This is a genomic window from Streptomyces sp. NPDC045470 (assembly GCF_040646595.1).
Classification (GTDB): domain Bacteria; phylum Actinomycetota; class Actinomycetes; order Streptomycetales; family Streptomycetaceae; genus Streptomyces.
In genome coordinates this window covers 853,416-880,141 of the sequence record NZ_JBEZAN010000003.1, presented here as the reverse complement: position 1 = coordinate 880,141, position 26,726 = coordinate 853,416, and the positions used below count along the sequence as shown (strand labels likewise).

Sequence of the window (26,726 nt, the reverse complement as noted above, 5' to 3'; positions counted from 1 at the left end):
CCGTGCCGGAACGTACCGCCACCTCCGGGAAACGCCTGATGGGCGCCGGACGGGCGTCCCCGGAACCGCAGTTGGCCCCCGTGCCGCCCCGTCCACCGCCGCTCGCCGCGCTTGAACGCCGTTGTCCCCGATGCGAGAAAGGGGCGGCGGCGCAGGCGTGACGAGGGGAGCTTTACGTGGGCGGTACCACCCTGACCGAACAGGGGCGGTGGGCGGCGGCACCGGACATCCGTCCGGCCTGGGCGGAGGACGGCGGCCCGCCGGGCCCCCGCGGGGCGCCGGTCCTCCTCTCCGGGCTGCTGACGACCCTGCTGCCCGGCGCCCTCGGCGCGACGGTCGCCGTCACCGCGCTGCCGCGGATCGCGGGCGACCTGCGCGGCCCGGACACGGTGTCCTGGGTGGTGACCGCGTACCTGTTCGCCGCGGCGGCCGGTCTGCCGCTGCACGGCAAGCTCGGTGACGCCTTCGGCCGCAAAGCCGCCCTGGTCCTCGCCGCGGCCCTGTTCACCGCCGGCTCGGTGCTGGCCGGCCGGTCGCACTCCCTGGGGGAGCTGACCGCTTTCCGTGCCCTCCAGGGGGCCGGGGCCGGGGGGCTGCTGATCGGTGTGCAGGCGGTCGTCGCGAGCCTCGTACCCACGCGCCTGCGTGGCCGGATCATGGCGGGGGCGGGCGCCGCCTGCGGACTCGCCTGCGCAGCCGGGCCGTTGCTCGGCGGTTACCTCACGGACCACGCCTCCTGGCGCTGGTGCTTCTTCTCCGGTGCGCCGTTCGGCGTCCTGGCGCTGCTCGTGGCGGCGTTCGTGCCGAGGCTGCCCAAGCCTGCCGTACGGGGCCGACTCGACCTGGCGGGGCTGCTGTTGCTCGCGGCCTTTGCCACCTGCCTCGCGCTGACCGTGAGTTGGGGCGGTACGGAGCACGCCTGGACCTCGCGGGTCGTCGTCGGCCTCGGGCTGGGCGCGCTCGGCACCGCTCTGCTGTTCCTCGCCGTCGAGTACTTCGGCACCGACCCGCTGCTGCCGCTCCGCCTCGTGCGGGACACGGTGTTCGCCGTTCCGGGGCTGGTCGGCGCGGCCCTGGGCGTCGCCCTCTTCGGCGTCGCCGGGTACGTGCCGACCTTCCTGCCGGTGGCCGACGGCGCGTCACCGGCCCGTTCGGGCCTGCTGATGCTGCCCGCGACGGCCGGTCTCGCGCTCGGCGCGGTCCTCTGCGCTCACCTCGCCCGCCGTACCGGCCGCCACCGCGCGTTCCCGGTCCTGGGCTGCGCGCTGGCGGGCGGGGCGGTGTGGCTGCTGTGCCGGGTGCCGCAGGACGCCGGGCAGCCCGTGCACGGCCTCGGGACGGGACTGCTGGGCCTGGGCGTCGGCTGCGTACTGCCGGTGCTCGTGCTGGCCGTACGCGACTCCGTACGGCGCGCCGGGCCCGCCACCGTCACCCCTGGCGGCACGGGAACCCACACCACCCTCCGGCAGTTCGGCGGCTGCGTCGGCGCGGCGCTCTTCCTCACCTTTCTCGCCGACCGGCTCGCCGGGCACTCCGGTACCGGCCTGCCGGGGGCCGCGCGGCACGCCGCCGAACCGGAGTCACTCGTCCCGGGATTGCTGGGCGCCCTGCCCGCCGTGCTGCGCGACAGCCCGGCCGCGGCCTACGCGCACACCGTGCCGCGCGTCCTCCTCTACCTCCTGCCGGTGCTCCTTCTGGGCCTGCTGCTCGCCGTCCTCCTGAAAGAGAAATCCCTGGTGACCCACGCCTCACCCGTCCCGCCCGTCCCGATCCCCCCGCCCGCCGGGCAGCGGGACGCGCTCTCCGTGCCGCAGGCCCGTACCGAGGCGGCGGTGCCCGGCCCGCCGGAGCGTCCGGAACCGGACCGCACGCCGCGGGCACCGGCCGCCGCCGACCCGTACGTGCCCGCCGTCCCGATGAGCGGCACGGTCCGCCACCGCGACGGCAGCGCGGTCCCGCACGCCGCCCTCACCCTCGTCGGCACCGACGGCCGGCAGGTGGCGCGCGGCGCGACCGGGGCGGACGGCCGGTACGCGCTGAGCGCGCCGGGCGCCGGTGCGTACGTGCTGATCGCCGCCGCCGGCGGACACCGGCCGCAGGCGGTCGCCGTCACGGTCGGTGAGCGGCCGGTCGGGCTCGACCTGCTGCTCGGCGGCGCCGGACGGCTGTCCGGCGCGGTCACCACGGCGGACGGCACGCCGGTGCGCGACGCGGCGGTCACGCTCACCGACGTGCGCGGCGAGGTCGTCGCCACCGGGCGCAGCGGGCGTGAGGGCGGCTACGTCCTGACGGAGCTGGTGGCCGGCGAGTACACCCTCGCCGCGAGTTCCCCCGCGCACCGACCCGCCGCCCTGCCGGTCACCGTCGGGTCGGCCCGGGAGACCCGGCAGGACATCGAGCTGGCGGGCGGCGCGGTGCTGCGCGGCACCGTACGGTCCGGCGGCGGGCGACCCGTCGAGGACGCCCGGGTCACGCTGCTGGACGCGGCCGGCAACGTGGTGGACTCCGCGGCCACCGGGCCGGACGGGCTGTTCCGTTTCGTCGACCTGTCGGCGGGCGAGTACACCGTCGTCGCGGCGGGCTATCCACCGGTGGCGACGGTCCTCCAGGTCACGGGCGGCGGCCGTACCGAGCGCGACCTCCAGCTCGGGTACGGGGACTGACCGGCCGCTCGCCCGGCCGGTGCCGGCCCCACGGACCGGCACCGGCCTGCCCGGCCCGGGTACGCGGGCCGGACACCGGTGTCCCGGATCAGGTGCGGCGCCACAGCGCCGGAACGGCCGGCGGCTCCCATCCGGCGCGCGCCGTGTGCGGCTGGAGGCACGCGTACGTGGCGCCGCCGTAGGTGACCTGGTCACCCGCGCGGTAGTCGGTCCCGGCGGACCAGGTGCCGCCGGGCGGCTCGGTCGGCTGGCCCGTCGGTGTGGGGGTGGTCCCGCCGCGCACCCGCAGGACGAAGTCGAACGAGGCCTCCTTGGCCGACCCGTTCTGCCGTACGTTCATCAGCAGCGCGGGGTTGAAGATCGGGTCGGTGTTGTTGCGCGGCTCGCCGGGGAAGTACAGCTGCGTGGTGAGGATCGGCTGGTTCGGTGCCTGGAGTTTCACGTGCAGGTGCCGGGTGCGGCCCGGGTAGAGGCCCGGCACGATCGTGGTGAGCTTGAACGCGCCGCGCTGGTCGGTGAACTGGTGCCCGCGGAAGCGGAACCCCACGTTGTCGTACGCGCCGTTGACGTCCGCCTGCCACCAGTCCAGCAGCACGTTGGCCAGCGGCTGGCAGGTCAGCCCGAAGACGAACCCGCTCACGGTGAGCCGGGTGCCCTGCGTACCGGGCTGTATCAGGGAGTCCCGCAGAGGCGAGTTCGGTTTGAAGTAGGGGCCTTCCGTCTGCGGCGGGGTGGGGTCGTCGCCGTCGTCGCAGTACGGGGTGGGGGTGAGCGGACCTTCGGAGGGCTTGGTGTCGCGGGCCAGGGCGACGCCGCCGAGCAGCATCGGCAACGGCACGGCGGCGACAGCGGCCTTGAGCACGTTCTTGCGGCTGATCCGTCTGCGCGGACCGCTGTCCTGCACCGGCTCGGTGCCTTCTGTGCGTTCGTCGTCCATCGGGCGCTCCTGTGAGCAGGGGGGAAGGGCGGGGCGGCGCCGGTCACGGGGGTGACAGCGGGAGCCGGGGCCGTCCTCGCCTCGGGGGCTGGCTGACGGCGACAGACGCTATTCGGGCCGTCGCGGCGCTGCGATGGACTCGGCACCGGGGTCATGGTGAATTCCTCCGGTGTCTCCCGCGGCCCGGCGGAAGTCGCCGGGACTCAGGCCCGTCTCCCGGCGGAAGAAGCGGCAGAAGTACGCCGGGTCGCCGAACCCCACCCGGCGGGCCACCTGGGCCACCGTCAGCTCGGAACCGGACAGCAGCCGCTTGGCCTCCACGGTCTGCGCGTGCCGGATCAGCCGGCCCGGGGTCCGGCCGGTGCCGCGCTTGACCAGTTCGGTCAGATGCCCTACGGAGACGCCCAGTTCGTCGGCGTAGGACCGCACGGACCGGCCCAGGGAGCCCGGCCGCGCCAGCAGCCGGGTGAACTCCCGGGCGACCAGGGCGGACCGGCCGGACACGAAGTCCGTACGCCCGGCGCGGGCGTCGCCGGTACCGGGTGCGCCGTCCGGGCCCGGCGCGCCCTGCGGTACGGACATCCGCAGCGCGCGGGCGATCAGGATGTGCAACTGCGCCTGGAGCACCGACGTGAACGACGGGGCCCGCTCGCCGTACTCCCGCAGCATCTCGCCGACCAGGCCGGACAGCCGCGCCGCGTCGTCGGGGCCGGGCCGCAGCCACGGGCGTTCGCCCAGCCGGGCCAGCGCGTCCCGGTCGCCGGGGTGGGCCAGCAGGAAGTCGTCGGTGAACAGGACCACCCAGCCGCGCAGGCCGCGCACGCGGTCCCAGTAGTGCACCTGGCCCGGTGTGATGAAGCACAGGTGGGGCGGGCACAGCGGCCGGCGGTCCTCGTCGAGGACGTGGGTGCCGGTGCCGCCCGTCACGTACACGATCTCGTGGAAGGAGTGCCGGTGCGGGAAGCCGGCCCGGGAGAGCGGGCCGATGGTGTCGAAGGAGCCGATGGCGAAGGGCAGCAGATGGGGGGCGGGCACGTCGAGGCGGTGCAGGGGTACGGGGCCGTCGGCCTGGTCGTTGCCGCCGCGCGGGGCGAAGACGTCCGGTGCGGGGCCCGCCCGCCGCCCGGCCCGGCGGGCGGCGGTCCGGCGGGCCCCCGCGGTCACCTGTTCGGTCCGTCTGGGCACGTCCTCACCATACGGACGCCCGCAAGACCGCCGCCGGAACCGGCAGGAACGGTTCGGCTCGACCGGTGCGGGAAGGGGCGGCAGCGGCGCCCGGGGCGACCGATCGCCTTGCGCCATGGTCGTTCACGCGGGGCGCACCACCTATTCGGTGAATGCGGCCCGCGCTGTCACCCCACGGTCGTACCGTGGTAGCGGTGGTGCAAGATCGGTGTACGAAGGAGCAACCGCCCATGGAGCGTGGCCCGTCGCACGGCGACGACAGGGTGGGCGCGGTGCCTCAGGTGCCGGCGCCGCGGGACACCGTGCCCGGGCGGATCCCGCTCGCCGTTGTGGTGGTGGACGGCGACGGACTGGTCTCCCACTGGAGCACGGGCGCGCGCAGGCTCTTCGGACCCTCCCGCGAGGAGGCGGTGGGGACGCCCGCCGTCGATCTGATGCCGGTCTCCGGCGCGCTCGGCGAGGAGGAGTGGCCGGCACGGGGCTGGGACGAGGAGCCGGCGGGCGGGCGGAGCGACGGGCCCGGCCTGGAGGCGACGTTGGGCGGCCGGGCCGGCTACCCCACCGCGGGGCGCGCCCGTATGGCGGACGTGGAGCGCGGCGCGGTCGATCTCCTGTGGTGGGCGTATCCGCTGGTGGGCCCCGGTGCGGAGCGGCTGCTCGTGCTGGCGGCGGACGCCGACCGGTTGCACGGCCGCGGCGGCGCCGGCGCCACTGCCGCCGGGGCCGACGACGCCGCCGCGGAGAACGAGCGTTTCGCCCCCGGCTTCGCGCTGCACACGGACTTCGAGGAGTCCGAGGTGCTGGCCGCCCAACTTCCGCAGATCCTGCCGAGCATGAGCCCTCAGGAGAGCGCCCGGATCGTCTCCCAGGTGCTGGCGCTGGGCTACCCGGTGCTGGAGGTCAGCCAGCAGGAGCGCTTCCCGGTGACCCCGGACTGGGGCGTGCCGCGCCGGGTGGAGCGGCGGGCCCGGCTGCAGCGGGCCGCGAGCGGCGCCCAGGACGCGCGCTCCGCCGCCGAGGCCGCGGCGGAGCTGGAGTCCGACCTCGAATACGCCGCCGTACGCGAGCGGTTGGAGTTCCTGAACGAGGTCAGCGGCCGGATCGGCTCGTCCCTGGACCTCGCCCACACCATCCAGGAGGTCAGCGAGGCCGTTGTACCGCGCTTCACGGACGTCGCCGGCACCTACCTGCGCGAACAGGTCATCGCGGGCGAGGGCTTCCCCGACGGCCCGCCGGACGCCACGACGATGTGGCACCGCGTCGCGGTGGAGCACAACGACGAGCCGGGCCGCTGGGACGACGTCGTCCCGGTCGGCGAGTCCATGCCCTTCCCGGTGCACACACCGTTCTTCCAGTGCATGACCACCGGTGAGCCGGTGCTGATCCCGCGCATCAGCGAGGAGCTGGGCAACGCGATCGCCGCCCAGTTCGAGAAGCGCGACATCAGTCCGCTGATCAACCGGCGCTCGCTGCTGGTGGTCCCGCTCAAGGCGCGCAACGTGGTCCTGGGCTTCATGATCCTGCTGCGCCACCCGGAGCGGATGGAGTTCAACGACATGGACCGGGTCACCGGCGCCGAACTGGCCGCCCGGGCCGGCCTCGTCCTGGACAACGCCCGGATGTACACCTACCAGGAGAACGTCGCCGAGACGCTCCAGGACAGCATGCTGCCGCACATCGCGCCGCGGATGGCCGGCTGCGACACGGCCACCCGCTACCTGCCGGGCACCCGCCTCGGCCGGGTCGGCGGCGACTGGTTCGACACCATCAAACTGCCCGGGTCGCGCACCGCCTTCGTCGTGGGCGACGTGATGGGCCACGGGCTGAACTCCGCCGCGATGATGGGCCAGCTACGTACGGCGGTGCAGACCATGGCCGCCATCGACATGCACCCGGCCCAGTTGCTGCGCAGTCTGGACGACCTCGCGCAGCGGCTCGGCGACACCTACCTCGCCACCTGTCTGTACGCGGTCTACGACCCGATCGGCCAGCAACTGGTGATGGCCAACGCCGGGCACATCCCGCCGGTCCTGGTGCGGGCCGTGGACGGCCGCAGCGAGCTCCTGGAGCTGCCGACGGGCGCGCCCATCGGCGTCGGCGGTGTGCCCTTCGAGGCGGTCACGGTCCCGGTGGCGGCGGGCGACCGGCTGGTGCTGTGCACGGACGGCCTGGTAGAGGTGCGGGGCGAGGACATAGGCGTGGGCCTGGCGGCGCTCGCCGAGTCCGCCGCCCACCCGGCCGCGTCCATGGACGACGCCTGTGACGCCATCATCCGCGCGTTGAACGTACGCGGCGGCCGCAAGGACGACGTGGCGCTGCTGATGGCGCGGCTCAACGGCATCGCCCCGCAGGACGTCGCCGAGTGGCGGCTGGCCATCGACGCGCGCGAGGCGGGCCGGGCCCGCCGCCTGGTCCGCCGCCGGCTGGCGCAGTGGGGGCTGGAGGCGGCCTCGGAGACCGCCGAGCTGCTGGTCAGCGAGGTCGTCACCAATGCCGTACGGCATGCGCACACCCAGCACGTGGTGCTGCGGCTGGTGCGGACGGACGCCCTGCTGTGCGAGGTGTCGGACGACGACCACGCGCTGCCGCAGATGCTGAGCGCGGCGGACGACGACGAGTTCGGGCGCGGGCTGCGGGTGGTCAGCAGGCTCGCGCGGGAGTGGGGCACGAGCCGGACGGCGACCGGCAAAACAGTGTGGTTCGAGCAGACTCTGTCACGTACCGGAAGCAATTGGCCGCGCGACGGGCGTACGCCGGTCCGCAACGGCGCATGAAAGAACGGTCAACAGTCTTGCGGGGGCCTCGCGCGCCGCAGTAGCAATGGGCCATGAGCGCTTCGAGCCACTACCTGCGGGCCTGGGAAGGCTTCTGGCGGGACGCCCCCGCCGGTGCGGGCGAGGTCTTCTGGGACTCCGACCCCTCGCTGACGGCCGAACTCCACCTGCCGCTCTTCGCCGCCCACTTCGACGCCGCGCTGCCGGTCGTCGATCTGGGCTGCGGCAACGGCACCCAGACCCGCTTCCTGGCGGGGCGCTGCCCGCGCGCGATCGGCGTCGACCTCTCGGCGGCGGCCGTCGCCCGCGCCCGGGCGGACGACCCGTCGGGCCTGGCCGAATACCGGTGCCTGGACGCCGCCGACCCGGCGGCCGTGCGCGCCCTGCACGGCGAACTGGGCGACGTCAACGTGTACCTGCGCGGGGTCCTGCACCAGTGCGCCGCCGAGGACCGGCCCCGGATCGTGCGGAACGTGGCGACGCTGCTGGGCCGGCGCGGCCGGATCTTCGCCGTCGAACCGGCCGAGGCGTCCAGGGACGTCTTCGCCTCGCTGGCGCAGAGCCCCGACGGCCCGCCGGACAAGCTGCGCGCGGTCCTCGCGCACGGCATCGAGCCCGGCGAGATGGCCGACTCGGTCGTCCCCGGACTGCTCGCCGCCCACGGGCTACGGGTGATCACCACCGGCCGGCTCCCGCTGACGACGACCGAGTACCGGGCGGACGGCTCCCGCATCGAGATCCCCACGAACTGGCTGGTGGCCGGCGCGGCGGGCTGACCACCGAAGGAACTCGCCCACGAAGACGTCGGCGCGCGCTCCGCGGGCAACTGACGTCTGCTGCTGGCCGGGGAGGCCCCGCCCGCCGCGTCGACACCGACCACGCCCGCGCCCGGCGGAATGGTCAGCATCTCCCACACCTTCCAGCTCGCCCGCGCCCTCATCGGTGCCGGCCGGCCTGACCGTACCGCCCGCCTCCTGCACCAACCGCCGCGCCACTCGCCACCACCATGCCTACGAAGACCTCCTCCTGGCTCCCCGGCACGCTGCCGCAGGCCTCCCGGCCCTGGGCGTGGGCCGCCCGGCGTCGACGAACTGAACATCGCTTCGAGGCTCAGGCTGAGACCGCCGTGCGGGGCTGGACGCAGGTCGGAAAGTCCTGCGGCCGTGAGTCAGTCACAGGCCACGCCGGTTGCCTACGGGCGGCGGGCGGCTGATGCGGTTCCTGGCGCCGGGCGGCCGGGGGCGGTGCGAGACAGCGGGTGTTCCAGTGGGCGGCCCCGGGGCCGGGCGCCTGTTTACGCGGCCTGGGTGAGTTCGGCGCGGCCGAACAGCAGCGCGTAGCCGGTGGGGAGCTGGTGGAGGATGCGGGTGATGAGGTCGGGTCCGGCGTGGGCGGCGACGGCCGCGAAGACGGATCCGGTGTCCCAGCGGGTGGTGGCCAGAGAGGCGCCGGAGCGGGCGGCGAGGTCCTTGACGAAGGCCCATCCGGTCAGCGGCTGGGCGTCGGGGATCTGCGCTGTCAGGACTTGTGCGGCCTCCAGGGGCAGACGGGCGGCCAGGCTGACGCGTTCGTCGCCGGTGAGCTGGCGTCCCAGCCCCGCAAGGACCAGGCGGACAGCTTCCTCGGCCCTCTCGCGGGTGGGGTAGGCGCCTTCGTAGCGGACCTTCTCCAGCATCTGCTCGTACGCCGCCCCGTGCGGCTGCTGGTGCTCATGCGGTACGCGCACGTCGGTGATCACTGCGGTGCATGCCTTTCGTGGAGCCAGGAGGGGAGGTGCCGGTGTGGGCACCGAGGGGTGGGTCAGAGGGGCTGGGGGCGGCCGAAGAGGAGGTCGTAGCCGGCGGGGAGCTGAAGCAGGATCTGTTCCAGCAGGTCGTCGCCGGCCGTGTCGGCGACCGTGGACAGCACGGCGCTGACGTCCCAGGTCGCGGTCTGCTCGGTGGCGCCCTCGATCCAGGCAGCGGTCGCCCGGACGAACCGCTCCGTGGACAGCGGTTCGGCGCTCTGGAGCGGATTGAGGAGGATCAGGGCGAAGTCCTCCGGCAGGCGTGCGGCGAGCTGGGCGCGGACCTCGCCGACCAGATGCGCGCCCAGCAGGGCGAGCACCACACGGGCCGCGCGCTCGGCTTCCTGCGTAGTGCCGTACTCACCGCGTTCTTGCACGTGCTCAAGGAACGTTGCGCGTCGCAGAGTCATCTCGGCCGGCCCCCTTCTCGTCCTTCGGACTGCCCACGGGGTGCGGAGGGCGGGGCGAGGGGAGACCAGGCACCCGTCCTCCGCACCGGTCCGGCCGGTGTCAGCCGGGAATCTCCTTGCGGCCGGACCCGGCGCTGACCGAGATCTTGCGGGGCTTGGCGCGCTCGGCGATCGGAATGCGCAGGGTGAGCACGCCCGCGTCGTAGTCGGCCTTGATGTGCTCGGTGTCGAGGGTGTCGGCGAGCACGAGCTGTCGGGAGAAGACGCCCAGCGGCCGCTCGGACAGTTCCACCTGCACGTCGTCGGCCTTCGTCGCCGGCCGGCGCTCGGCCCTGACCGTCAGCAGGTTCCGCTCGACGTCGATGTCGATCGCGTCCGTGGTGACGCCGGGCAGGTCAAAGGCCACGACGTACTCGTCGCCCTCGCGGGAGGCGTCCATCGGCATGGCCGACGGCCTCGTCCAGGTGCCCGGGCCCGTCAGCTGCTGTGTCAGCCGGTCGAGCTCACGAAAGGGATCGGTGCGCATCAACATCGTGAAAACACCTCCAGCAGGTTCAGGCAGTTGCTGCCAATGCGCCTCACTGGCACCGTTGTAACATGTCATCCAATGGATGACAAACGCGGTGTCGTCCACCTGATGACAACTAAGGAGGTGTCCGTGACCCCGGCCCACCAGCCGTCCTCGCCCAGCACCGACGCCCGCAGCCCGGCCTCGTTCCTCGCCGCCGCGGCCGCCCTCAGCGCCATAGACGAGGCCCTGCGCGAAGCCCAGCACGAGCCCCCCGACGCCTCCGACACTCCCGGCCCGGAACAGGCCCTGGCCTCCTTGTCGCTGCTGCGGCAGGTCCGCGAGCAGCTCGCCGGGTGGGAGACCGGCCTGATCGAAACGGCCCGGGACGCGGGCGCCAGCTGGGCAGACCTCGCCCACCCTCTCGGTGTCGCCAGCCGCCAGGCCGCCGAGCGCCGCTACCTGCGCGGCCGCCCCGGCCCCGCCGGGACCACCGGCGAGCAGCGCGTCCAGGCCACCCGCCAGGCCCGGGCCGCCGACCGCAGCACCGCCGCCTGGGCCCGCCGCAACGCAGCCGACCTGCGCCGCCTCGCCGGGCAGATCACCGCCCTCACGGACCTTCCCGCCGCCGCCAGCCGCCCGCTCAGCAAGCTCCACGCGGCCCTCGCCCAGGACGACCCCGCCGACCTCATCGCCCCCCTGGCCGCTGCCCGCCCCCACCTGGCCGCCGCCCACCCCGACCTGACCGCCCGACTCGACACCCTCGCACCCCCCTGACCCCGCCCGGCGCACCGCACCGGCAGCCCGGCCGGCCTCCGCCGCGGGTGAACGAACGGAGACCTGGTGCCGACTCACAGCTCGGCGTCCATGGGCCTCTCGTCTCGGGGGCATGGCGTCAGGGCCTCTGCGGGAAGGGCCCCCTGGTGCTGAACGAGAACCCGGCGGCCCGCACCGCCTGGTTGTCACTGCGGTCGTCCGTCCGGCTGTCCGGCGTCGCGCTCATCGGCTTCGACTGACTCGGTCACACCAAGTGCGAGAGCGCTCCTCGCGCGAGGCCCCGGGCGGACCGCGGGGAGGGAAACGCCTGCGTTCCCCTCCCGCCTCCAGGAGTCGGCCGGTGTGTCGGCGGCGGCCCCCACCGCCATTACGCGGACCGCGACCACCGTCACTACGAGGACCGCGACGCGCTCGTCTCCGGGGCGCGGCGGAGGACTACCGCGAACCCGTCGGGCGCCTGGCCAGGACCCACCCGCCCCCGCGACGGCCGACGACCTCGCGACGGTCACCGTCGCCTACGTGCACTTCGCACTCGACCACCCGGCGCTGTTCCGAGTGATGTTCGCGGAGCCCTGCCATCCCGGCAACGGGCCACCGCGACCGCTGTCATCCGCGCATACGCCGAGGCATCGTGCAGGGCATCTTTCCTGACGCCCCCAGCCACCTTGTGGGCCGCGTCGTGGTCCCTCGTTCACGGTCTGGCGTTCACGGCAAACCCGACATCTGCGTCCCCGAGGCGCTCGCCGGCCAGGTCCACGCCGCCATCCATCTGTTCACCGCCTCGCTGATGCTCCCACAAGCGGTGACGACACCGCCCGAGCAGATCGGCACCCGTGGAGCCGTTGCCAAGCTCCCCATGAGACCGCACGAGACCGCCCCGGCTCTGTCACGAGCGCCGGGGCGGTGAAGTTCCCGAAGTCAGCCTTGCCAGGCGGTCAGCCGATTTCCAGGGTCCAGGTGCCGTCCGGGTTCGGGCTGCACATCCAGGGACCGTGGACGGGGCACACGCTGCCCGGCGTCCTTGCCGTCCGGCTGACGGATCACTGGTTGCGGCGCGGAGCCGCGGTGCAGGACCTGACCTCGTACATCGGCACCCCGGGTAGCGGACGCACAAGGGCAGGGTGCCACCGCCCGCCGCGGCTACGCGGGGGCGTGGCCGGGGTGACCGTTCGCCGCGGGGAGTGCGGAGCTTCGGGCGGTTCAGCCGAGTGTCTGCTTCCGGAGGCGCAGTCGCGGCGCATCAGCCAGTCGTCAGTGGGCGGGCGCAGGGGCGGGCTGTCTGCTGGTGGGGCGTTGTTCGATGGTGATGTCCACGCCGCGGGCGCTGTGGTGGTGGGCCGGGGTGAAGCCGGCGCGGGTGAGGGCCTGTCACTGGGCTGCGGCGGCGCGGGCCCGGCCCACGTCGGGGCGGTTCGTGAAGACCTCTTTGAAAGCGGTGGCGATCAGGCCGCGCCGGGCGCCGTTGAAGAGGACGGCGTCGTCGGGGGAGCTGCGGGTGCTCAGAGAACTGATCACGGCCTGGCTGTCCCACTGGCGGCTGTCCCTTCGGTCGCTCAAGCGGCTGGAGGTGCCGGCCTCCTCCTCGAAGACGACCGGCCGGGTCCTCGATGCCGGCCTCGGCGAGGACGAGGTCCTGGCGGTCGGTCGACTGCTTGTCGGTCGACACGCGCTTGCAGACGAGATCGGCCACGCTGTTCCTCGTTCCTGCCGCCTCATCGGACCTCAGGTGTCATCTGACCCTGTGGTCAATCGTCATCGGATGTCATTGAATCCGGACCGTCGCCAGGCCCCGGAAAGTCCCAATTCATTGGACGTACGCGGCGCCTGTCGTCATTCGTTCGTTTGGCGACAGGAAGGGCAGCATGGCGGGGACGACTGAGGGGATGCTGACCGCCAGTACTCGGGCCGGTGGGTGCCGGACAGTGGGAGCGCCGACAAAACGCTGTGGCCTTGGTTGACCTGCCCCTCGGCGAAGACCGGTTCCCGCGCCGTCACGGATCGTTTCCCGCCTGACGCGAGTCATCGCAGCGCCGCCGCCACCAGCCCGTGGATCTCCGTTTCGGACACACTTCCGCCAGTCACCAGGCGGTCGAAGACCAACCCGTCCAGGCACGTCAGCAACGTGACGGTACGGCTCTCGGCATCCGCGATGCCTTGCGCGGTCAGGAAGTCGTGTACGACCTGCCGCCCCGCGTTCGCACGCGGCACGAGGATCTCCCGCAGCTCGGGGTGATGGACGCTCTCGATGGCGCACGCGTAGCGCGCGAGGGAGCGTCGCCGCCCCTCTCCCGTGAGTCGCTGTTCGAGGAAAGCGGCGATCCCGGTCACCAGTTCCTCGGCACTCTGCGGTACCGGTGTCCGGCTCCCGGAGTCCTGGAGTTCCGTTTGGTCGAGGGCGACCAGGCGTCGGACCAGTGCGGTGAGAAGCGCTTGGCGGGTGCGGTAGTAGGCGGAGGTGGTGCCGGGCGGCAGGCCCGCCGCCCGGTCCACCGCGCGGTGAGTCAGTCCTCGCATCCCGGTATCGGCGAGCACTGCGATGGCCGTGTCGGCAAGAACGGTACGTCGATCATCAGGCACCCCCCATTTCTACACCCGTAGAAGCCCGGGATACACTTCTTCTACACCTGTAGAAACCACGCGGCAAGGCGGTAGGAGAGGGGCTGGGCATGGGTGGCAGGACGGTGGTGGTCGGAGGAGGTATCGGCGGGCTGGCCGCAGCGATCGGCCTGCGCCGGATCGGCTGGGAGGTGACGGTCGTCGAACGGGCTCGGGTCCTGGCTGACGTGGGCGCGGGCATTTCCTTGCAAGCCAACGGCATCCGCGCGCTGGATGTACTCGGCGTCGGCGAAGCAGTACGCGCGGCCGCACGGCCCCAGTACACCGGGGGCACCCGCGCTCCCGGCGGCGGATGGCTGGCTCGGATGGACGGAGTCGTACTGGAACGCGAACTGGGCACGCCGATCGTCGGCATCCCCCGGGCCGTGCTGCACCGCCTGCTGCGCGAGGCGCTGCCTCCTGAGTGCCTGGTCACCGGGGCCGAGGTGCTGTCCGTCGACTGCTCGGACCCCGGCCGGGTGCGGGTGCCGGTCGAGGAGCGCCTCCTGGACGCGGATCTGGTCGTGGCGGCCGACGGGGTGAGCAGTCGTCTGCGCGGCCAGCTGTTCCCCGGCCACCCCGGCCCGGTCTACAGCGGATCAACGGTCCTGCGCGCCATCACCGAGCATCCCGTGCCGTTGCGTACCGACTTCGAACTGACCTGGGGCAAGGGCGCCGAGTTCGGCCACATCGCGTTCACCGACGGCCGGGCCGAATGGCACGCGGTGCTCAACTCGCCTCCCGGCACACGGTATTCAGACGCCCTGGCCGCGATGCGCCGCCGGTTCGGCGGCTGGCACGATCCGATCCCCGCGCTGCTGGACGCGACCCGGCCGGACGCAGTCCTGCACCACGACATCCACGAACTGGCAACGCCCTTGCCCACCTTTACCGCGGGCCGCATCGCGCTGCTCGGGGACGCTGCACACGCCATGACCCCGAACCTCGGCCAGGGCGCCTGCCAGGCACTGGAGGACGCGGCCACCCTGGCCGCTGCGCTCGCCACCGAACCCACCGTCGAATCAGCACTGACCCGCTACGACGCCGCACGCCGCCCACGCAGCCAGTCAGTGGCCCGGGCCGCGCGCCAGGCCGGCCGGATGGGGCAGCAACTGACGCACCCTCTGGCCGTGGCCCTGCGCAATACGGGACTCCGGCTGGCCCCCTCCGGCGTGACCGTCCGGGCCATCCTGCGGCACGCCAACTGGGCTCCGCCGAGTCTGCGCTGACGGCACCGGCACCGGCGCGGGCATGACGGCATGGCGGCCCAGGCGCGGTCCTTGGCAACCAGGGTGTCGGCGCTGGTCCAGCGACTGTACTGCTCAACGGGCCTGACAGAGTCCTTCGCGGAAATGCCTGTCAGGCCGCCGCGCGGAAGCCTTCCGTTCGTGGGTCCTGGTCGCGGAGCTGGGCGAAGTCGACGTCGAGCTTGGGGTCGTACGCTTCGGGCCGACTGCCGAGTTCGTGGGTGGAGTACTCGCCGAACCGTTCGATGTGCTCGGTCAGGTACGGCGAGATGTGGCCAGGCCCTCCGATTCGATTCCCCAGCGCTCTTCAAGAAGCTGGCGGACGATCTCCGCGATGTCCAGGGCGTTGTGGAAGATCACTGTGTTCGAGAGGTAGCGCGGCAGTCACAGAGCATGGGCACGCCCGTTCACACGATCGACCACGGGAGCCACACGGGCGTACGGCGCTTCACTCCGCCAGGGACGATATCCGACTCTCCGCGTGATTGCGCTGGTCACAGCGGGTGACGTGCAGTTTGAGTGGGGGGGGCACTGCTGGCCCTGCGTGGGGGTGTGCTCCGGGTGGGCTGTAGGCCTGGCCGGCCGCCAGGAGATGCGGGTCCACACCGGCCGAGGTCGTGACGCGGACCGCGACGCCTACCAGGACCGTCGCGCCTACGTGTGGGACAACCGGCGCGACACTGCCACCCCGCGCGATGGTCACCGCCACACCATCGACACCAAGCACTGGAGCCGCCGCTGACCCCGGCTCCGGACCGCCTGCGGGCGACCCGGACGCGCAGCGCGCCGCAGCCGTAGAGAAAGGGGTGCGGCGCACCGCTGTGTCCGCCTGCGGCCCGTCGCGCAGCAAGTGCCTGGCACACACTTCCGGCACTGTTCGAAGTCGGTTACCTCATCACGGAGCGAGTGAAAATCTATGTCGGCCGGAGTAGACATCAGGCGGTGATGTGGTTAGAGTTTCTCTCGTAACCCAGAGGGACAGACAGACAGGGCCCGGCAGAGACGAACTGCCGGGCGGCAGTACACGCAGTTGCAGTTGGCAGAACGGTGCGGTGGTGGAGTTCCGAAGCCGAAGCGTTGCAGGATGGCGACGGAGCTGACGACCGGACCGGGTGGCCCGCAGTGATCAGGGGCCGCCATGAGCAGTACACGGGACCAGCAGTACAGTTCCCGTTTCGCAAGTAATTGGTTCAGAGGGAAGAACGGAGGAGCCAGACGCCATCAGGATCGCCCGGGCGGACTTCTTGAACCCGGGTACCGCAGGACATCGATAGTGAGGTGGTCTGAGGTCAAGCAACCGCGATCCCCGCACCCCCGGCAGCACTCAGGCCGGGTCCGCGGAAACACAAGGTCGGCGCAGAACTAGGGCCGACAGATGGTGAACAGTTCCTTCGGGGCCCTGGTGCCGGTACGGCACCAGGGCCCCTCGACGCGTTTCCACAGAGAGGCACACATGACAGCAGACGACTCCTACGGCCGTCTCGACGACGATGACTACCCCGCCTACACCATGGGCCGGGCCGCCGAAATGCTCGGCACCACCCAGAGCTTCCTGCGCGCCATCGGGGAAGCCCGCCTGATCACGCCGCTGCGCTCCGCCGGCGGCCACCGCCGCTACTCCCGCTACCAACTGCGCATCGCCGCCCGCGCCCGCGAACTCGTCGACCAGGGCACCCCCATCGAAGCCGCCTGCCGCATCATCATCCTCGAAGACCAGCTCGAAGAAGCCCAGCGCATCAACGCCGAATACCGCCGCGCCGCCGAAGCGGCCGGTCCCACGGCTGCGGCCTGACGGACGAGAAGCTGACCTCGTCAGCGCCCCTGCGCTGAGCATGCTGATCGCCCGTGATAGGCCGGGGCATCGTGCAAGTTCTCATACGGCCCACCAGCGGATCACCCAGGCCGACCGGTGACCCCGCCCGCGAAAGCGACGTACGGCGGCAGCCAGGCGTCCGCCGGCCCGCCCGCGACCGTGCCCGTCAGGCCGGCGCGCACCCGGGGGCTGCCTCGGCCGGCTACCACTGAGCGCTCGAAACGGCCCGAGCATTCCGCATCCGAGGAGCCAGAATCTCCCAGAGCGGCAGCTCGCACGGGCATGCCCGGATGCCGGCCGACGGTGTCGCGTTGGCGCTTACTGCCGCCCAGCCTGTGCACGGCGGGGCGGGACAGTAGGTCGTGGCGGTGTCGCCGGAGGTGTGCGGCCGGCGATGGTACAGGGGAGCGCCGATCACCGGTGTGGTGCCGGACTTCGGCAGGATGCTGCCATGATCGAGATCCGCGCCCCCGCCTTCCGCTCCGTCGGTGGCACGACGACGACCTCGCGCCCATGGCGGACATCAACGCGGACCCGCGGATCATGCGCTGGATCGACGACGGCTCGGCGCGCGGCCTGGCTGGATCTGGACCCCCCCACTGGATGCCAATATCTTCCGGGTATTCGTTCGCAAGCGCGGCCTTGCTTCCGGGGGGGCGGGCATGGGGAGTGTGGACGACGGGGAAGAGGGAGAAGCTACGGAGCAGGGGCGACGGCTCCATGGGCCGAGCCCGGCCAGCGCACCCCGTCCCGAGTCCGCCGGGGACTCCGGAGTCTCCGCCCGCCTGCACTGTCCGGCCCGTGCACCGAAGCCCTCAACACCCGCACCCATAAAGCCGCTTGACTTCCCAAAACGCCGTCCAGCGACCCGCTATGACGTCGGGAAGACGACCAGACGGGACGAGAGCATCATCGAACGCGACAGCCTCAGAAGTTACTGACCTTGTGGATGTGATGTCGCGGGGGCTGACAAGCTGTGATTGTCGCGGTAGGCCGGTCATATGAGGTGCCCGCAAGGGGGCGGTCTGACCGCGGAGCGACGGGCGTTTCGGGAGCACATCCGGATGCAGGCGGCCGAGTTGTTCGCCCTGGGGCACGACAATGCCGCGGTCAGCAGTTGCGCGTCAGCGTGCGATCGGAACAACGGTGGCACCAGGCATGGGAACAGGGTGAAAGGTCAGCCTTGGGGTCGAGGGGGCCGGCGTCCAGACCCAAGCTGAGTGGGGCACTGTTTGAGGTGTTCGAGCAGGAGCTGGCCAAGGGGCCGGTAGCGCACGGCTGGCCGGACCAGACCTGGACGCTCGCGCGGATCAAGACGCTGATCGGGCGCCGGTTCCACAAGAGGATGACGCTCTCAGCCATCGCGCAGATGCTGCACCGGCACGGCTTCAGCCACCAGGCCCCCGCCCGCCGCGCGGTAGAGCGCAACGAGGAAGCCGTCACCGGCTGGGTGAAGGAGACCTGGCCACAGGTGGAAACACCGTGGCGGCGCTCGGGGACTGGCTCTGCTTCGAAGACGAAGCCGGCTTCTCGATGACGCCGCCGACCGCCCGCACCTGGGCCAGGCGCGGACACCCCACCCGTCAGCTCCCAGCGCCGCTTCTCCATCGCTGCTCTGGCCTGTTACAAGGAGGGCGAACGCTCCCGTCCGATCTACCGGCCCAAGCGGCACGTCGATCACAAGTGGGGCGGCAGACGTAGTTTCACCTGGACCGATCATCGCGAGCTGCTGACCGCCGCCCACCAACAGCTCGCTGCGGCGATCGTGCTCGTATGGGACAACCTGAACGTGCACAAAGGCGCCCGGATGAAGGCGTTCACCATCGCCCACGACTGGATCACCTGCTACTTCCTGCCGGCCTGTGCACCCGCCCTCAACCCTGCCGAGGGCATCCGGTCACTGCTACGACGCAACAGCCAGGCCAACACCGCCTTCACCGACCCCGACCACCTGATGCGCGCCCTTCGGCACGGACTCCGCCAAATCCAATACCGCAGCAACCTTGTCGACGGATGCCTCGCGGCCACCCGTTTAAGACGTAACGCTCAAATCATCACCCCGTAGAGGGCAGATGGATCAGTCCTGCGTCCGTCGGGCGGAAGCCACATGCGTCGAAATAGAAGTCTCGCAGCCTGGGCTCGAAGTCAACGTGCAGCCACTCGCACCCCGACGCACGCGCACGGGCCGCCGCCAGACGGACAACTGCTGTCCCGATACCGCGATGCTGGTGCGAGCCCCGAGTCTTTGTGTCGATCAAGAAGGCGTGGTCTCCACCGTCCCAGGCCACGTTCACGAAGCCGACAAGGGCTCCCTCGCCATCACGGGCCCCCACCCAGCCGAGGCTGTACTCATTGACCTTGCTCCACCAGCCGACAACGGCGTTGCCGCCATGGGAGCGGACCAGGTCGACCATCTCCTCGTCAGTGATGGGGTCGCGCCATGTGTAAGAGATCGCTCCGCTCATCCCACCAGCGTCGCCGACCAGCCTCCAGAGCGACAACACGCCTACAAGCTCAGTAGAAGACGTGCTCAGGGCCCATGCTGGTCCAGGGCGCGGTCTCGGTACGCACGCCAGGCATCGAAAGCCGACTGGGCGCAGCCCACGGTGAGGAAGTCTCCCGACCCGGTGTCGAAGGCCCGTGCTTTCAACGCATCGGCGACCGCGATGGCGGCATGAGCTGCTGCTTCGCTGCCGCCGTGGATGAAGAGGCTGACTCCGGCGACCGGCGCGTCGTCAGCCTCGCTGACCGGGGTGCTGATGGAGAAGCCGGGACCCTCGTAGTCGCCCCAACCGATCTCCGAGTACTCGATGCCCAGCAGCATCTCTGCAAGGACAGCACGAACACCGCGGCCTGTGCCCAGACTCGGTGGTTCCCAGTCTTCGGGGATCTCGTCTATCGCCTTGGCCTCGGGCGGAAACCGCATGATGAATACGTCCCAGCTCACCCGCACAATCTACGCGCCAGCACTGACACTCAGCTCGGCCCTGAACCGACCGCCTGGTTGAAAGACGAGCTGAGGACGCGTACACCTCGGGCGCTCGCCTTCGCCCGCGCGCTGGAGAGCCGTGGTGCTCCCGTGGTGAACTCGGCCGCGGCGGCCACGTTGTGCCAGAACCGTACGGCGATGGCGTGGCGCGCCCGGCACGCCGGCCTCCCGTTCGTGGCCACCCGTACCTTCAGCATGCTCGCGCAACTGGCCGACGGGCCGGGCTTCCCGGGGCGGCGGTGGTCAAGAGCCGGCACAGCCGCAAGCGGGACCTGGTGACCCGCGTCGACAGCGACGCGCACCTGCGTGAGCTCGCCCCGGAGCGCACCTGCGTGAGCTCGCCGCCGTCGTCCGCAGGAGTTGGTCGGGGTCCAGGAGTTCGTGCCGAACAGCGGCTGGGGCCACAGGCTCTGGGCTGTTGACGGCCGGCTCTTCGCAGCCCTGTGCCGCTTCGAACTCGCGCCCGAAGGCCGGGGCCCCACCGGGCCGCTCGCTCTCGGCGGCCTGCCCGTCCGGCTGGGCGGACACGGTGCGCCGGACCGGCTAGCTGTGCGCGCTGGACGTCTTCGGCGTGGACATCATCGCGGTCGTCAACGCCTTCCCGGCGTCCGGGGCCAGACCGGCGCCCCGGAGGCCCTGGCAGCGCTGGCACAGCTACGCGCCACCAGGGCACCGGCCGTCTGACGGTGCCGGTCCCCTGACGGTGCCGGTCCGGCCCGGGTCCGGACTGCCGCCGGACCCGGCCCGCGGCCCCTAGACCGCGGCGTTCGTGCCGGCGCCCGTCTTACGGCGGCGTACGGCGACGACCGCACCCGCGCCAACGGCCATCGCCACGCCGCCCACCAGGGCGATCGTCGGCAGTGCGGAGGACGCGCCGGTCGCGGCCAGTTCACCGGTGCCCGCGGTCTCCCGGGCGCCGCCTTGCGTCTTCAGCCCGACCTGCGGTGTGTTGCCGCCCGCGCTGCCGGCGCCGGGCTGCGCGCTGTCGCTGGGCTTGCCCGGCTTCTCCGGCTTACCGGGCTTCTCCGGCTTACCGGGCTTGCTGTGCGCCGGGAGAATGCTGAAGTAGTACTCCCCGTGGTTGGAGCTGCCGCAGGAGCCGTCCTTGTCGGCGTACGTCCCCTCCATGATCACCCAACCGCGGCCGGGCGTGGCCGTGGGGATCGCGCGGGCCCGCATCGGCAGGCTGACCGTGCTGTGCGCGCCTACGGAGAGATCGGTGAACTCCTCCTCGCTGATGACGTCGTCGAAACTCACCCACCTGCCCGTCCGGGGGTCGAGGATTTCCGCCTGCAGTTCCCAGTACGGGTAGTCGACGGGCTCGAAGGAGTAGGCGAGCGGCGCCAGCCTGACCCTGTCCAGTGCCTTGCCGGAGGTGTTGGTGATCGTGATGGCGGAACGGCTCCAGCCGGCACCGGCGACGAACTCGGTCTGCATCCCCTCGACGGCCATCTGCAGGCGCCCCGGCCCGACCTCGCACTGCTTGCCCGGCTCGTCGTTCCCGGTCTTCGAGCCGCCGCTCGTGGTGCCCGGTTCGGTCTTGGGGTCCTGTCCCGGCCGCGTGCCGGGCTCCTGGCCGGGCTTGGTCGTGGTGTCCGTGCCGGTGCCGGGCTGGGTGCCGGACCCGGGACCGGTGTCGTTCCCCGTACCGGGTTTCGGGTTCGCGTCGGTTCCGGTGGCCGGCTTCCCGGTCACGGGCGACCCGCCCGATTCCGTCGCCCCGCCGGGCTTCCCGGACGTGCCGTCGTCCTCCGGGGTGCCGTCCTGCTGAGACGCGGTGATGTCTGCCGGCTGGCCCGGCGTTTGCGTGGCGAACGCGACGGCGGGTGTGGCCAGCGCAGCGGCGGGTGCGAGCACGGCCGCTGCCGCGGCAGCCGTGAGGGTCTGGCGGAACTTCATCAACGAGGCCTTTCTGGGGTGTCAGGCGTGTACGCCTAGGTGACCCCTGGTGAGGCAAATGGTTGTACTGTGCCGCCTGTTACGGGCGCAGATCACAGTGCTGCCGGCCTCATCCTCAGGTGAGGGGACCCAGGTGCAGGTAGAAGCGTTCCCGCTCGCGGTCGAGGGCGATCCCGTACCGGGCGGTGAACGCGCCCTCCGACGCGGCCGCCCGCGCGTCGTCGTCCCAGGTCTCCGGGGCGGCCACGAACAGCAGGGCGAGGTCGGCTGTACGGGTCGGCCCGCCTGAGCGGCCGAGGCCGATGAAGCCCGCCACGGTCAGGGTGCCGGGGGCGAGCACGAGGTTGGGCAGGCACAAGCCGCCGTGGCAGACGACGGTCGTGGCGGCCTACTGGGCGAGGTGATGCCCGAGTTGCGACGTGAGCGCGCTAGCAGTTCGCCGGAAGGCGTCCTGGCTCACTGACGCCGCCTTCGCCTGCACCGACACCTCCGTGTGGGCCCCCCGCCCCACCCACCGCTACCCGGCAACCGGCGAGACTCCGTTCGCGTGCGCGAGCGGCGCCACGACTTCGACGGCCCGGCCACCGTGGTGCCGTGGGTGCCTCGGCCTTCCCCGGGCCCGGACGCTGCCACCGCGCAGGGCGCCGTCAGCCTCCCCGTCTTCGGTCCGGGCACGTCGCCTGACCGTCCAGCAGCGCATCGTCCGGCCAAAGCCGATGCCTTTCCGCCATTCGCCAGCGATCTTCCTTCCACCTCTTTGCCGTCCGGCTACACAAGGAAGGCTGGGGCGGCGTGCGGCCGTCTCCATCTGGTGCCCGGTAGTGGGGGAGGGCTGGACGGTTGCTGACCATCAATCCGGCGGTGCTGCTCGCGATCGTCGTCATCGTGCGGCTGCGGCGGCGTACGGAAGCCCGCAGCCGCTTCGACGAGAAGATGACCGTCGTCATTGTCCTGGCCCTGGGCGTCCTGATCGCGCCCACCCCGGTAGGCCAGGGGATCTTGAACATTCTGGGACGGCTTGCAAGCGGCGTCACCCAGGCCGGCCGATGAGCCCCCGTACACGTACGGGCCGGACGGAGCCCGTCGGTGCGCACTGCGGGGCCCGGGCTTGGGGAGTTGGGGAGTGATGGCGGCACGTCGACGGCGCCGGCGCATGAAGAAGCGGACGCGCAGGCGACTGCAAGGCTGGGGTGCGGCGGCGACAGTGGCCGCCGCGGTGTGGGCGGCCAGGCACTGGTCGGCGGTGTGGCCCGCACTGGTGGCCGTGCTCGGCGCGGCCTTGGTGGGCGGGGCCGGGTGGACGCTGTGGCGGGCCCACCATCTCGCAGTCAGCCAGGACCGTGCGTGGCGGGTGCGGGAGGAGGCCCGGTCACGGGAGTTGTCGATGGCCGAGGTGGACGCGTTGTCCTGGCAGGAGTTCGAAGCATACGTCGCCGATCTGTGCCGGCGGGACGGCTGTACGAAGGTCGTCGTCAGCGGCAAGAGCGGCGACCTGGGCGCGGATGTCATCGGCTACCTGGCCGACGGCCGCAAGCTGGTCATCCAGTGCAAGAAGTACGCGCCGCACCGCAGCGTGCCCTCGCAGGACATGCAGAAGTTCGTCGGCACCGCCCGTCCCGAACACGGTGCTGATGTCGCCCTGTTCGTCACCACGTGCCGCTCGTTCACCAAGGACGCCCTGGGCCTGGCGGTGCGCCAGGACGTCGTGGCCCTGAACCGCGACCTGCTGGGCTCCTGGGTCAAGGGCGCCCACCTGGAGACGCTGTTCCCGCTGAACGGCAGCGGCGGCGGCACCAAGCGGCGCCCCTCTGCCTGACTGGGCAGGCTGCCGTACGGGCTGGTTCAGGACGGCCAGGACAGTGCGCTGGCTCAGCTCATCGCCACGCTTCCCGCCAACACGTGGGGGAGGCTCTGGACGGTCGACCCGTACAACGACACCGTCCTCTGGCAGGCAGGCAGGCAGGCAGGCAGGCAGGCAGACAGACAGCCCGGGCCGGAGCGGTGGTGGGCCAGCCCCGCGGATGCGCCGTGCGCACGGCGCACATCCTCCCTCACGCGAGGCCGGGCGGCGGCCGGACCCGGTGGCTGATGGAGCCCGACGTCAGCTCGCCCCGCTGTCCTCGACAACCGGCTGGCGCAGGCTCTTTCTCACGGTGTCGGGCCGGCCGGCCGCCTCCAGACACTCCCGTACGATGATCCGGAAAGTGATCGACGGGGTGGGGATCCACGCATGGGCGACATCAGCATCAACAGCCATGCTGTGCGGTCGACGGGCAGTGACATGAGTGCGCTGTCCCGGGAGACGGTACGCAAGCTGAACAATTCCCTGGAGGAGAGCCAGGCGACGGGTTCGGCGGACTCCGTCTGGGGCTGGGAGTGTGCCGAGCACCTCTACTCCTGCGCGCTGACGTGGGAGGAGCACATGGTGGGTTTGGCGAAGAAGATGGGGGAGCTGGGTGAGCGGCTGCAGGACAGCGCCGGCAGCTACGACGCACAGGACCAGGAAGCGGCCTCACGGCTGCGGCACGGACTGAACGACCTGGGGAAGGTGTGAGCGGCCGGTGGTGAACTACGAGGCCGTGATCAACGCCCGGCCCGAGAAGTGGCACAAAGCCGCCGATGAATGGGCGACGCTGGCCAAGCACGCCCTGCGCGCCGCCCAGGACATCCGTGACAACGGCACCAAGCCGCTGGCCGACAACTGGACCGACGAGGTGGGCCAGAAGGCCGCAAAGGAATTCGAAAAGCTGGCCGACCAGTTGGAGTCCGCCTATGACATCCTGCTCGGCGGCAAGATGCTCTGCGAGGCCGTGGCCGACAGCATGGAGACCGCGCTGAGTTCGGCGCGCGAGATCAACGAACTCGCCCAGCGCCACAATCTGCGCATCGGGCCGGACGGCCTTCCCGAGGGCGCGCCGATGCCGGGTGAGGACCCGGACAAGCTGCATGCGCGCGAGCACATCGTCGCGCTGCGCGATCATGTGCTGCGGCAGGTCGGCGAGGCCGACAACACGGCCGCCGCGAAGTTCGCCATGCTGACGCAACAGGTGAACATCGCTGACCCCGACGAAGCGCTCAAGGTGCAGAACAAGGCGTCTCAGGCGGAGATGGAGATCCTCGGCGCCGAGATACCCAAGGATGCCGGGCCGATGACCCAGCGCATGTGGTGGAACGGCCTGAGCGACGAGCAGCGGCACGATCTGATGCTGGCGGACCCGGTCGCCCTGTCGAAGCTGGAGGGGCTGCCGGAGAGCGCCAAACAGGAGATGCGCGGCACGGACGGCAAGTTCGACCGCGTCAAGATGGTCGAGTACGCGCTGCAGAACTGGGACCAGGAGGACGACGTCGACTTCGGCAACAACTGCACCAACTTCGTCTCCGAATCCCTGGTCCACGCGGGGATGAAGGAGAAGGAGTCCTTCTGGGGCACCCGGGCCGACGACACCTGGATGAAGGGAAACCCGACCGAGATCGACCTGCCCGGCTTCCGCGATGTCGACCGGTCGTTGGGTTTCTCCAAGACGTGGGCGGGTGCGGAGAATCAGCAGAATTTCATGCTCGATCACGGCGGCGAGGAAGTCCCGCGCGACCAGGTCCGCCCCGGGGACATCATCTATTACGAGCAGGCCGGCGACAACGACGAGATCGGCAAGGGCAACACCCACCACGCAGCCGTGGTCACCGGTGTCATGCCGGACGGCGAGATCAAGTACACCCAGCACAGCGATCCGTACCGCAACGTCAGCCTCGACGGACGTCTGCCCAACACGGAAAAGGCCGAAGGCCGGCAGAACGTACGGATCGTCCGCCCCCACCCGGACTGGTACTGATGAACGAACCACGATCCCGTACAGCGCCGGCTCCGGGCGGCACCGCCACCCGCCCGGCACGCACCGCCCTGTGGGTACCGGTCCTGGTCGTCCTCGGCGTCGCGGGCATCATCGCCCACGACGCTGCGGAGAAGGACCACCTGAAGGCCGAATGGGCACACTGCGGGGACCTGCCGCTGACCTGGCAGATGTACGCCTCCGCCTACGGGGCCCTGGCCTGCGGCCTGGGAGCTATCGCCCTCCTGGTCCTGCTGGCGCTGCGAGGGGAACGGCACGGCAGCACACCGCTGAGAGGCTGGCGTGGCGGCGTCGCACTGGCCTTCGCTCTCCTGGGGGTCCTGCCGCTGCTCGCCGAGGCCATCATCGTGTGGCATCTGTACCAGCCAGCTCCTGGCGGCACCATAAGCTGCGTGTGAATCACCGCCGTACGGCGCCCGGTCACCTCTCCTTCCCTCCACGGACGCGCGGCCTCAGCCCGGCTTCCGGACACCCAGCAGCCGGGCTCGTTACCCCAAGGGTGGCCGCCTACCAGGCCTCCAAGTGGGCCGTCAGCGCCTTTTCCCTGGGTCTCGCCCAGGAAGTCGCTCCCTTCGGTGTCAAGGTCACCTCCATCGAGCCGGGCGGCATGCGCACCGACTGGGCGGGCTCGTCCATGGGCGTCCCGCCGATCAGCGAGCCCTACCAGCCCACCGTCGGTGCCTTCGCCGACATGCTCGGAAAGGCCTCAGGCCAGGAACCCGCCGTCCCCGCCAGGGTCGCCCAGGTCATCCGCGACCTCGTCGGCCGCGACGACGCGCCCGTGCGTCTGCTGATCGGCAAGGACGCCGTACAGTACGCCGCCGCCGTGGCCCAGGCCCAGGCAGAGTACGACGCCACGTGGCGCGAGATCTCGGAATCCGTCACCGAGTAACAGTTCGCAAGGCCACGTTCGGACGCTGAGCGCTGTAGTCGGCGAATGGTGCCGACTACAGCGCTCGGTCACAGCGACGTCGGCGACGCCGAGCGCCACGACTGCCCGGGCTGCGGCGTCCGGTCGGGCTCGCCCTGCCGCTCACGCTCGGGCGCGTTCACCGGGATCTGCCGCACCGGCCGGTTCGAGAAGGTGGCCCGGCTCGCCGAGCTGCTGCGGATGCCGACCCCGGCCGACCCGGGCCTGTCGACGAGATGTAGCGGCCCACGCCGACTTCGCCGCGCTCCAACCCGAAGGCATCGGCCGGTCGCTCTGCGCTGCTTGCCGCTTCGCCGGAGCTTCGGGTGGGCAGGGTCGGGTGCCGCCGCAGTTGTTCAGGGATTGCTGAACGGCTGCGATAGTC

Annotated in this window: 23 protein-coding genes and 4 pseudogenes; 16 read left to right on the top strand and 11 right to left on the bottom strand. The window is 71.6% G+C overall.

What is annotated here, in order from left to right; translation table 11 throughout:
• Positions 1-299 precede the first annotated feature (299 nt).
• Positions 300-2,663 carry an MFS transporter gene (locus AB0A97_RS14050; RefSeq protein WP_361148844.1) on the top strand — a complete coding sequence of 788 codons (2,364 nt, stop codon included), beginning with the start codon at positions 300-302 and terminating at the stop codon, positions 2,661-2,663.
• Positions 2,664-2,751: 88 nt separating this feature from the next.
• Here AB0A97_RS14050 and AB0A97_RS14045 read toward each other — a convergent pair whose 3' ends face one another.
• Both AB0A97_RS14045 and AB0A97_RS14040 read right to left on the bottom strand, forming a co-directional pair.
• Positions 2,752-3,600, bottom strand: a complete 849-nt coding sequence (locus AB0A97_RS14045) for a carbohydrate-binding protein (RefSeq protein ID WP_361148680.1) — start codon at positions 3,598-3,600, stop codon at positions 2,752-2,754.
• 108 nt (positions 3,601-3,708) lie between these two features.
• Positions 3,709-4,650, bottom strand: coding sequence for a helix-turn-helix domain-containing protein (locus AB0A97_RS14040; protein ID WP_361148842.1), 942 nt, complete (start codon positions 4,648-4,650; stop codon positions 3,709-3,711).
• A 365-nt stretch (positions 4,651-5,015) separates the two neighbouring features.
• Here AB0A97_RS14040 and AB0A97_RS14035 point away from each other — a divergent pair, with 365 nt between their 5' ends.
• Positions 5,016-7,559, top strand: a complete 2,544-nt coding sequence (locus AB0A97_RS14035; RefSeq protein ID WP_361148678.1) for a SpoIIE family protein phosphatase — start codon at positions 5,016-5,018, stop codon at positions 7,557-7,559.
• A gap of 53 nt (positions 7,560-7,612) precedes the next feature.
• Positions 7,613-8,335 carry a class I SAM-dependent methyltransferase gene (locus AB0A97_RS14030; protein ID WP_361148676.1) on the top strand — a complete coding sequence of 241 codons (723 nt, stop codon included), beginning with the start codon at positions 7,613-7,615 and terminating at the stop codon, positions 8,333-8,335.
• Between the two features lie 518 nt (positions 8,336-8,853).
• Here the strand turns inward: AB0A97_RS14030 and AB0A97_RS14025 are convergent.
• The 3 genes from AB0A97_RS14025 to AB0A97_RS14015 all read right to left on the bottom strand — a co-directional run bounded on the left by AB0A97_RS14025 (position 8,854) and on the right by AB0A97_RS14015 (position 10,287).
• Positions 8,854-9,297 (bottom strand): DUF2267 domain-containing protein, encoded by a 444-nt coding sequence (locus tag AB0A97_RS14025; protein ID WP_361148674.1) that lies wholly within the window; start codon positions 9,295-9,297, stop codon positions 8,854-8,856.
• A 62-nt stretch (positions 9,298-9,359) separates the two neighbouring features.
• Entirely contained in the window at positions 9,360-9,755 is a 396-nt protein-coding gene (locus tag AB0A97_RS14020; RefSeq protein ID WP_361148672.1) for a DUF2267 domain-containing protein, read from the bottom strand.
• A 100-nt stretch (positions 9,756-9,855) separates the two neighbouring features.
• Positions 9,856-10,287 (bottom strand): Hsp20/alpha crystallin family protein, encoded by a 432-nt coding sequence (locus AB0A97_RS14015; protein WP_361148840.1) that lies wholly within the window; start codon positions 10,285-10,287, stop codon positions 9,856-9,858.
• 126 nt (positions 10,288-10,413) lie between these two features.
• Between AB0A97_RS14015 and AB0A97_RS14010 the strand changes: the two genes are divergently transcribed.
• Positions 10,414-11,040, top strand: coding sequence for a type III effector protein (locus AB0A97_RS14010; RefSeq protein WP_361148838.1), 627 nt, complete (start codon positions 10,414-10,416; stop codon positions 11,038-11,040).
• A 1,368-nt stretch (positions 11,041-12,408) separates the two neighbouring features.
• On the opposite strand, the gene AB0A97_RS14005 is transcribed toward AB0A97_RS14010, so the two are convergent.
• Together AB0A97_RS14005 and AB0A97_RS14000 are read right to left on the bottom strand one after the other, a co-directional pair.
• A complete protein-coding gene (locus AB0A97_RS14005) occupies positions 12,409-12,555 on the bottom strand; it encodes a hypothetical protein (RefSeq protein ID WP_361148670.1) in 147 nt (48 codons plus the stop codon).
• 504 nt (positions 12,556-13,059) lie between these two features.
• Positions 13,060-13,617, bottom strand: a complete 558-nt coding sequence (locus AB0A97_RS14000) for a TetR family transcriptional regulator (protein WP_361148668.1) — start codon at positions 13,615-13,617, stop codon at positions 13,060-13,062.
• Between the two features lie 89 nt (positions 13,618-13,706).
• Between AB0A97_RS14000 and AB0A97_RS13995 the strand changes: the two genes are divergently transcribed.
• The 6 genes and pseudogenes from AB0A97_RS13995 (at position 13,707) to AB0A97_RS13970 (ending at position 18,760) form a co-directional block, all read left to right on the top strand.
• Positions 13,707-14,864 carry an FAD-dependent monooxygenase gene (locus AB0A97_RS13995; protein ID WP_361148666.1) on the top strand — a complete coding sequence of 386 codons (1,158 nt, stop codon included), beginning with the start codon at positions 13,707-13,709 and terminating at the stop codon, positions 14,862-14,864.
• 610 nt (positions 14,865-15,474) lie between these two features.
• Positions 15,475-15,624 carry a hypothetical protein gene (locus tag AB0A97_RS13990; RefSeq protein ID WP_361148664.1) on the top strand — a complete coding sequence of 50 codons (150 nt, stop codon included), beginning with the start codon at positions 15,475-15,477 and terminating at the stop codon, positions 15,622-15,624.
• A 711-nt stretch (positions 15,625-16,335) separates the two neighbouring features.
• The gene (locus AB0A97_RS13985; protein WP_361148662.1) at positions 16,336-16,674 is read left to right on the top strand and encodes a MerR family transcriptional regulator; all 339 of its coding nucleotides are present in this window, start codon (positions 16,336-16,338) and stop codon (positions 16,672-16,674) included.
• Between the two features lie 745 nt (positions 16,675-17,419).
• Positions 17,420-17,636 (top strand): annotated as a pseudogene (locus AB0A97_RS13980) (transposase); the annotation flags it as partial.
• Positions 17,637-17,696: 60 nt separating this feature from the next.
• A pseudogene (locus tag AB0A97_RS13975) lies at positions 17,697-18,232 on the top strand (winged helix-turn-helix domain-containing protein).
• Positions 18,229-18,760: pseudogene (locus AB0A97_RS13970) on the top strand (transposase). The pseudogenes AB0A97_RS13975 and AB0A97_RS13970 overlap by 4 nt, the downstream one beginning before the upstream one ends.
• Here AB0A97_RS13970 and AB0A97_RS13965 read toward each other — a convergent pair.
• The 4 genes and pseudogenes from AB0A97_RS13965 to AB0A97_RS13950 form a co-directional block, all read right to left on the bottom strand.
• On the bottom strand, positions 18,750-19,160 hold the full coding sequence (locus AB0A97_RS13965) for a GNAT family N-acetyltransferase (protein ID WP_361148660.1): 411 nt from the start codon (positions 19,158-19,160) through the stop codon (positions 18,750-18,752). The pseudogene AB0A97_RS13970 and the gene AB0A97_RS13965 sit on opposite strands and share 11 nt — an antisense overlap.
• A 65-nt stretch (positions 19,161-19,225) precedes the next feature.
• Positions 19,226-19,642 (bottom strand): hypothetical protein, encoded by a 417-nt coding sequence (locus AB0A97_RS13960; RefSeq protein WP_361148658.1) that lies wholly within the window; start codon positions 19,640-19,642, stop codon positions 19,226-19,228.
• Between the two features lie 795 nt (positions 19,643-20,437).
• Positions 20,438-21,583, bottom strand: a complete 1,146-nt coding sequence (locus tag AB0A97_RS13955) for an LPXTG cell wall anchor domain-containing protein (protein ID WP_361148656.1) — start codon at positions 21,581-21,583, stop codon at positions 20,438-20,440.
• Positions 21,584-21,698: 115 nt separating this feature from the next.
• Positions 21,699-21,953 (bottom strand): annotated as a pseudogene (locus AB0A97_RS13950) (APH(3'') family aminoglycoside O-phosphotransferase); the annotation flags it as partial.
• Positions 21,954-22,423: 470 nt separating this feature from the next.
• Here AB0A97_RS13950 and AB0A97_RS13945 point away from each other — a divergent pair.
• The 6 genes from AB0A97_RS13945 to AB0A97_RS13920 all read left to right on the top strand — a co-directional run bounded on the left by AB0A97_RS13945 (position 22,424) and on the right by AB0A97_RS13920 (position 26,323).
• Positions 22,424-22,633 carry a hypothetical protein gene (locus tag AB0A97_RS13945; RefSeq protein WP_361148654.1) on the top strand — a complete coding sequence of 70 codons (210 nt, stop codon included), beginning with the start codon at positions 22,424-22,426 and terminating at the stop codon, positions 22,631-22,633.
• A 103-nt stretch (positions 22,634-22,736) separates the two neighbouring features.
• A complete protein-coding gene (locus AB0A97_RS13940) occupies positions 22,737-23,399 on the top strand; it encodes a restriction endonuclease (protein ID WP_361148652.1) in 663 nt (220 codons plus the stop codon).
• 414 nt (positions 23,400-23,813) lie between these two features.
• Positions 23,814-24,137 (top strand): type VII secretion target, encoded by a 324-nt coding sequence (locus tag AB0A97_RS13935; RefSeq protein WP_361148650.1) that lies wholly within the window; start codon positions 23,814-23,816, stop codon positions 24,135-24,137.
• Positions 24,138-24,144: 7 nt separating this feature from the next.
• Positions 24,145-25,413 (top strand): amidase domain-containing protein, encoded by a 1,269-nt coding sequence (locus AB0A97_RS13930; RefSeq protein ID WP_361148648.1) that lies wholly within the window; start codon positions 24,145-24,147, stop codon positions 25,411-25,413.
• Positions 25,413-25,829 carry a hypothetical protein gene (locus AB0A97_RS13925; RefSeq protein ID WP_361148646.1) on the top strand — a complete coding sequence of 139 codons (417 nt, stop codon included), beginning with the start codon at positions 25,413-25,415 and terminating at the stop codon, positions 25,827-25,829. The genes AB0A97_RS13930 and AB0A97_RS13925 overlap by 1 nt, the downstream gene beginning before the upstream one ends.
• Before the next feature lie 101 nt (positions 25,830-25,930).
• Positions 25,931-26,323, top strand: a complete 393-nt coding sequence (locus AB0A97_RS13920) for an SDR family NAD(P)-dependent oxidoreductase (RefSeq protein WP_361148644.1) — start codon at positions 25,931-25,933, stop codon at positions 26,321-26,323.
• Positions 26,324-26,726: the final 403 nt, after the last annotated feature.

Excerpts from the sequence above, each read along its gene's own strand:
- AB0A97_RS14045 (WP_361148680.1), bottom strand. The coding sequence starts at position 3,600 with ATGGACGACGAACGCACAGAAGGCACCGAGCCGGTGCAGGACAGCGGT.
- AB0A97_RS14035 (WP_361148678.1), top strand. The coding sequence starts at position 5,016 with ATGGAGCGTGGCCCGTCGCACGGCGACGACAGGGTGGGCGCGGTGCCT.
- AB0A97_RS14030 (WP_361148676.1), top strand. The coding sequence starts at position 7,613 with ATGAGCGCTTCGAGCCACTACCTGCGGGCCTGGGAAGGCTTCTGGCGG.
- AB0A97_RS14020 (WP_361148672.1), bottom strand. The coding sequence starts at position 9,755 with ATGACTCTGCGACGCGCAACGTTCCTTGAGCACGTGCAAGAACGCGGT.
- AB0A97_RS14015 (WP_361148840.1), bottom strand. The coding sequence starts at position 10,287 with ATGTTGATGCGCACCGATCCCTTTCGTGAGCTCGACCGGCTGACACAG.
- AB0A97_RS13995 (WP_361148666.1), top strand. The coding sequence starts at position 13,707 with ATGGGTGGCAGGACGGTGGTGGTCGGAGGAGGTATCGGCGGGCTGGCC.
- AB0A97_RS13990 (WP_361148664.1), top strand. The coding sequence starts at position 15,475 with ATGCGGGTCCACACCGGCCGAGGTCGTGACGCGGACCGCGACGCCTAC.
- AB0A97_RS13985 (WP_361148662.1), top strand. The coding sequence starts at position 16,336 with ATGACAGCAGACGACTCCTACGGCCGTCTCGACGACGATGACTACCCC.
- AB0A97_RS13965 (WP_361148660.1), bottom strand. The coding sequence starts at position 19,160 with ATGAGCGGAGCGATCTCTTACACATGGCGCGACCCCATCACTGACGAG.
- AB0A97_RS13955 (WP_361148656.1), bottom strand. The coding sequence starts at position 21,583 with ATGAAGTTCCGCCAGACCCTCACGGCTGCCGCGGCAGCGGCCGTGCTC.
- AB0A97_RS13940 (WP_361148652.1), top strand. The coding sequence starts at position 22,737 with ATGAAGAAGCGGACGCGCAGGCGACTGCAAGGCTGGGGTGCGGCGGCG.
- AB0A97_RS13935 (WP_361148650.1), top strand. The coding sequence starts at position 23,814 with ATGGGCGACATCAGCATCAACAGCCATGCTGTGCGGTCGACGGGCAGT.
- AB0A97_RS13925 (WP_361148646.1), top strand. The coding sequence starts at position 25,413 with ATGAACGAACCACGATCCCGTACAGCGCCGGCTCCGGGCGGCACCGCC.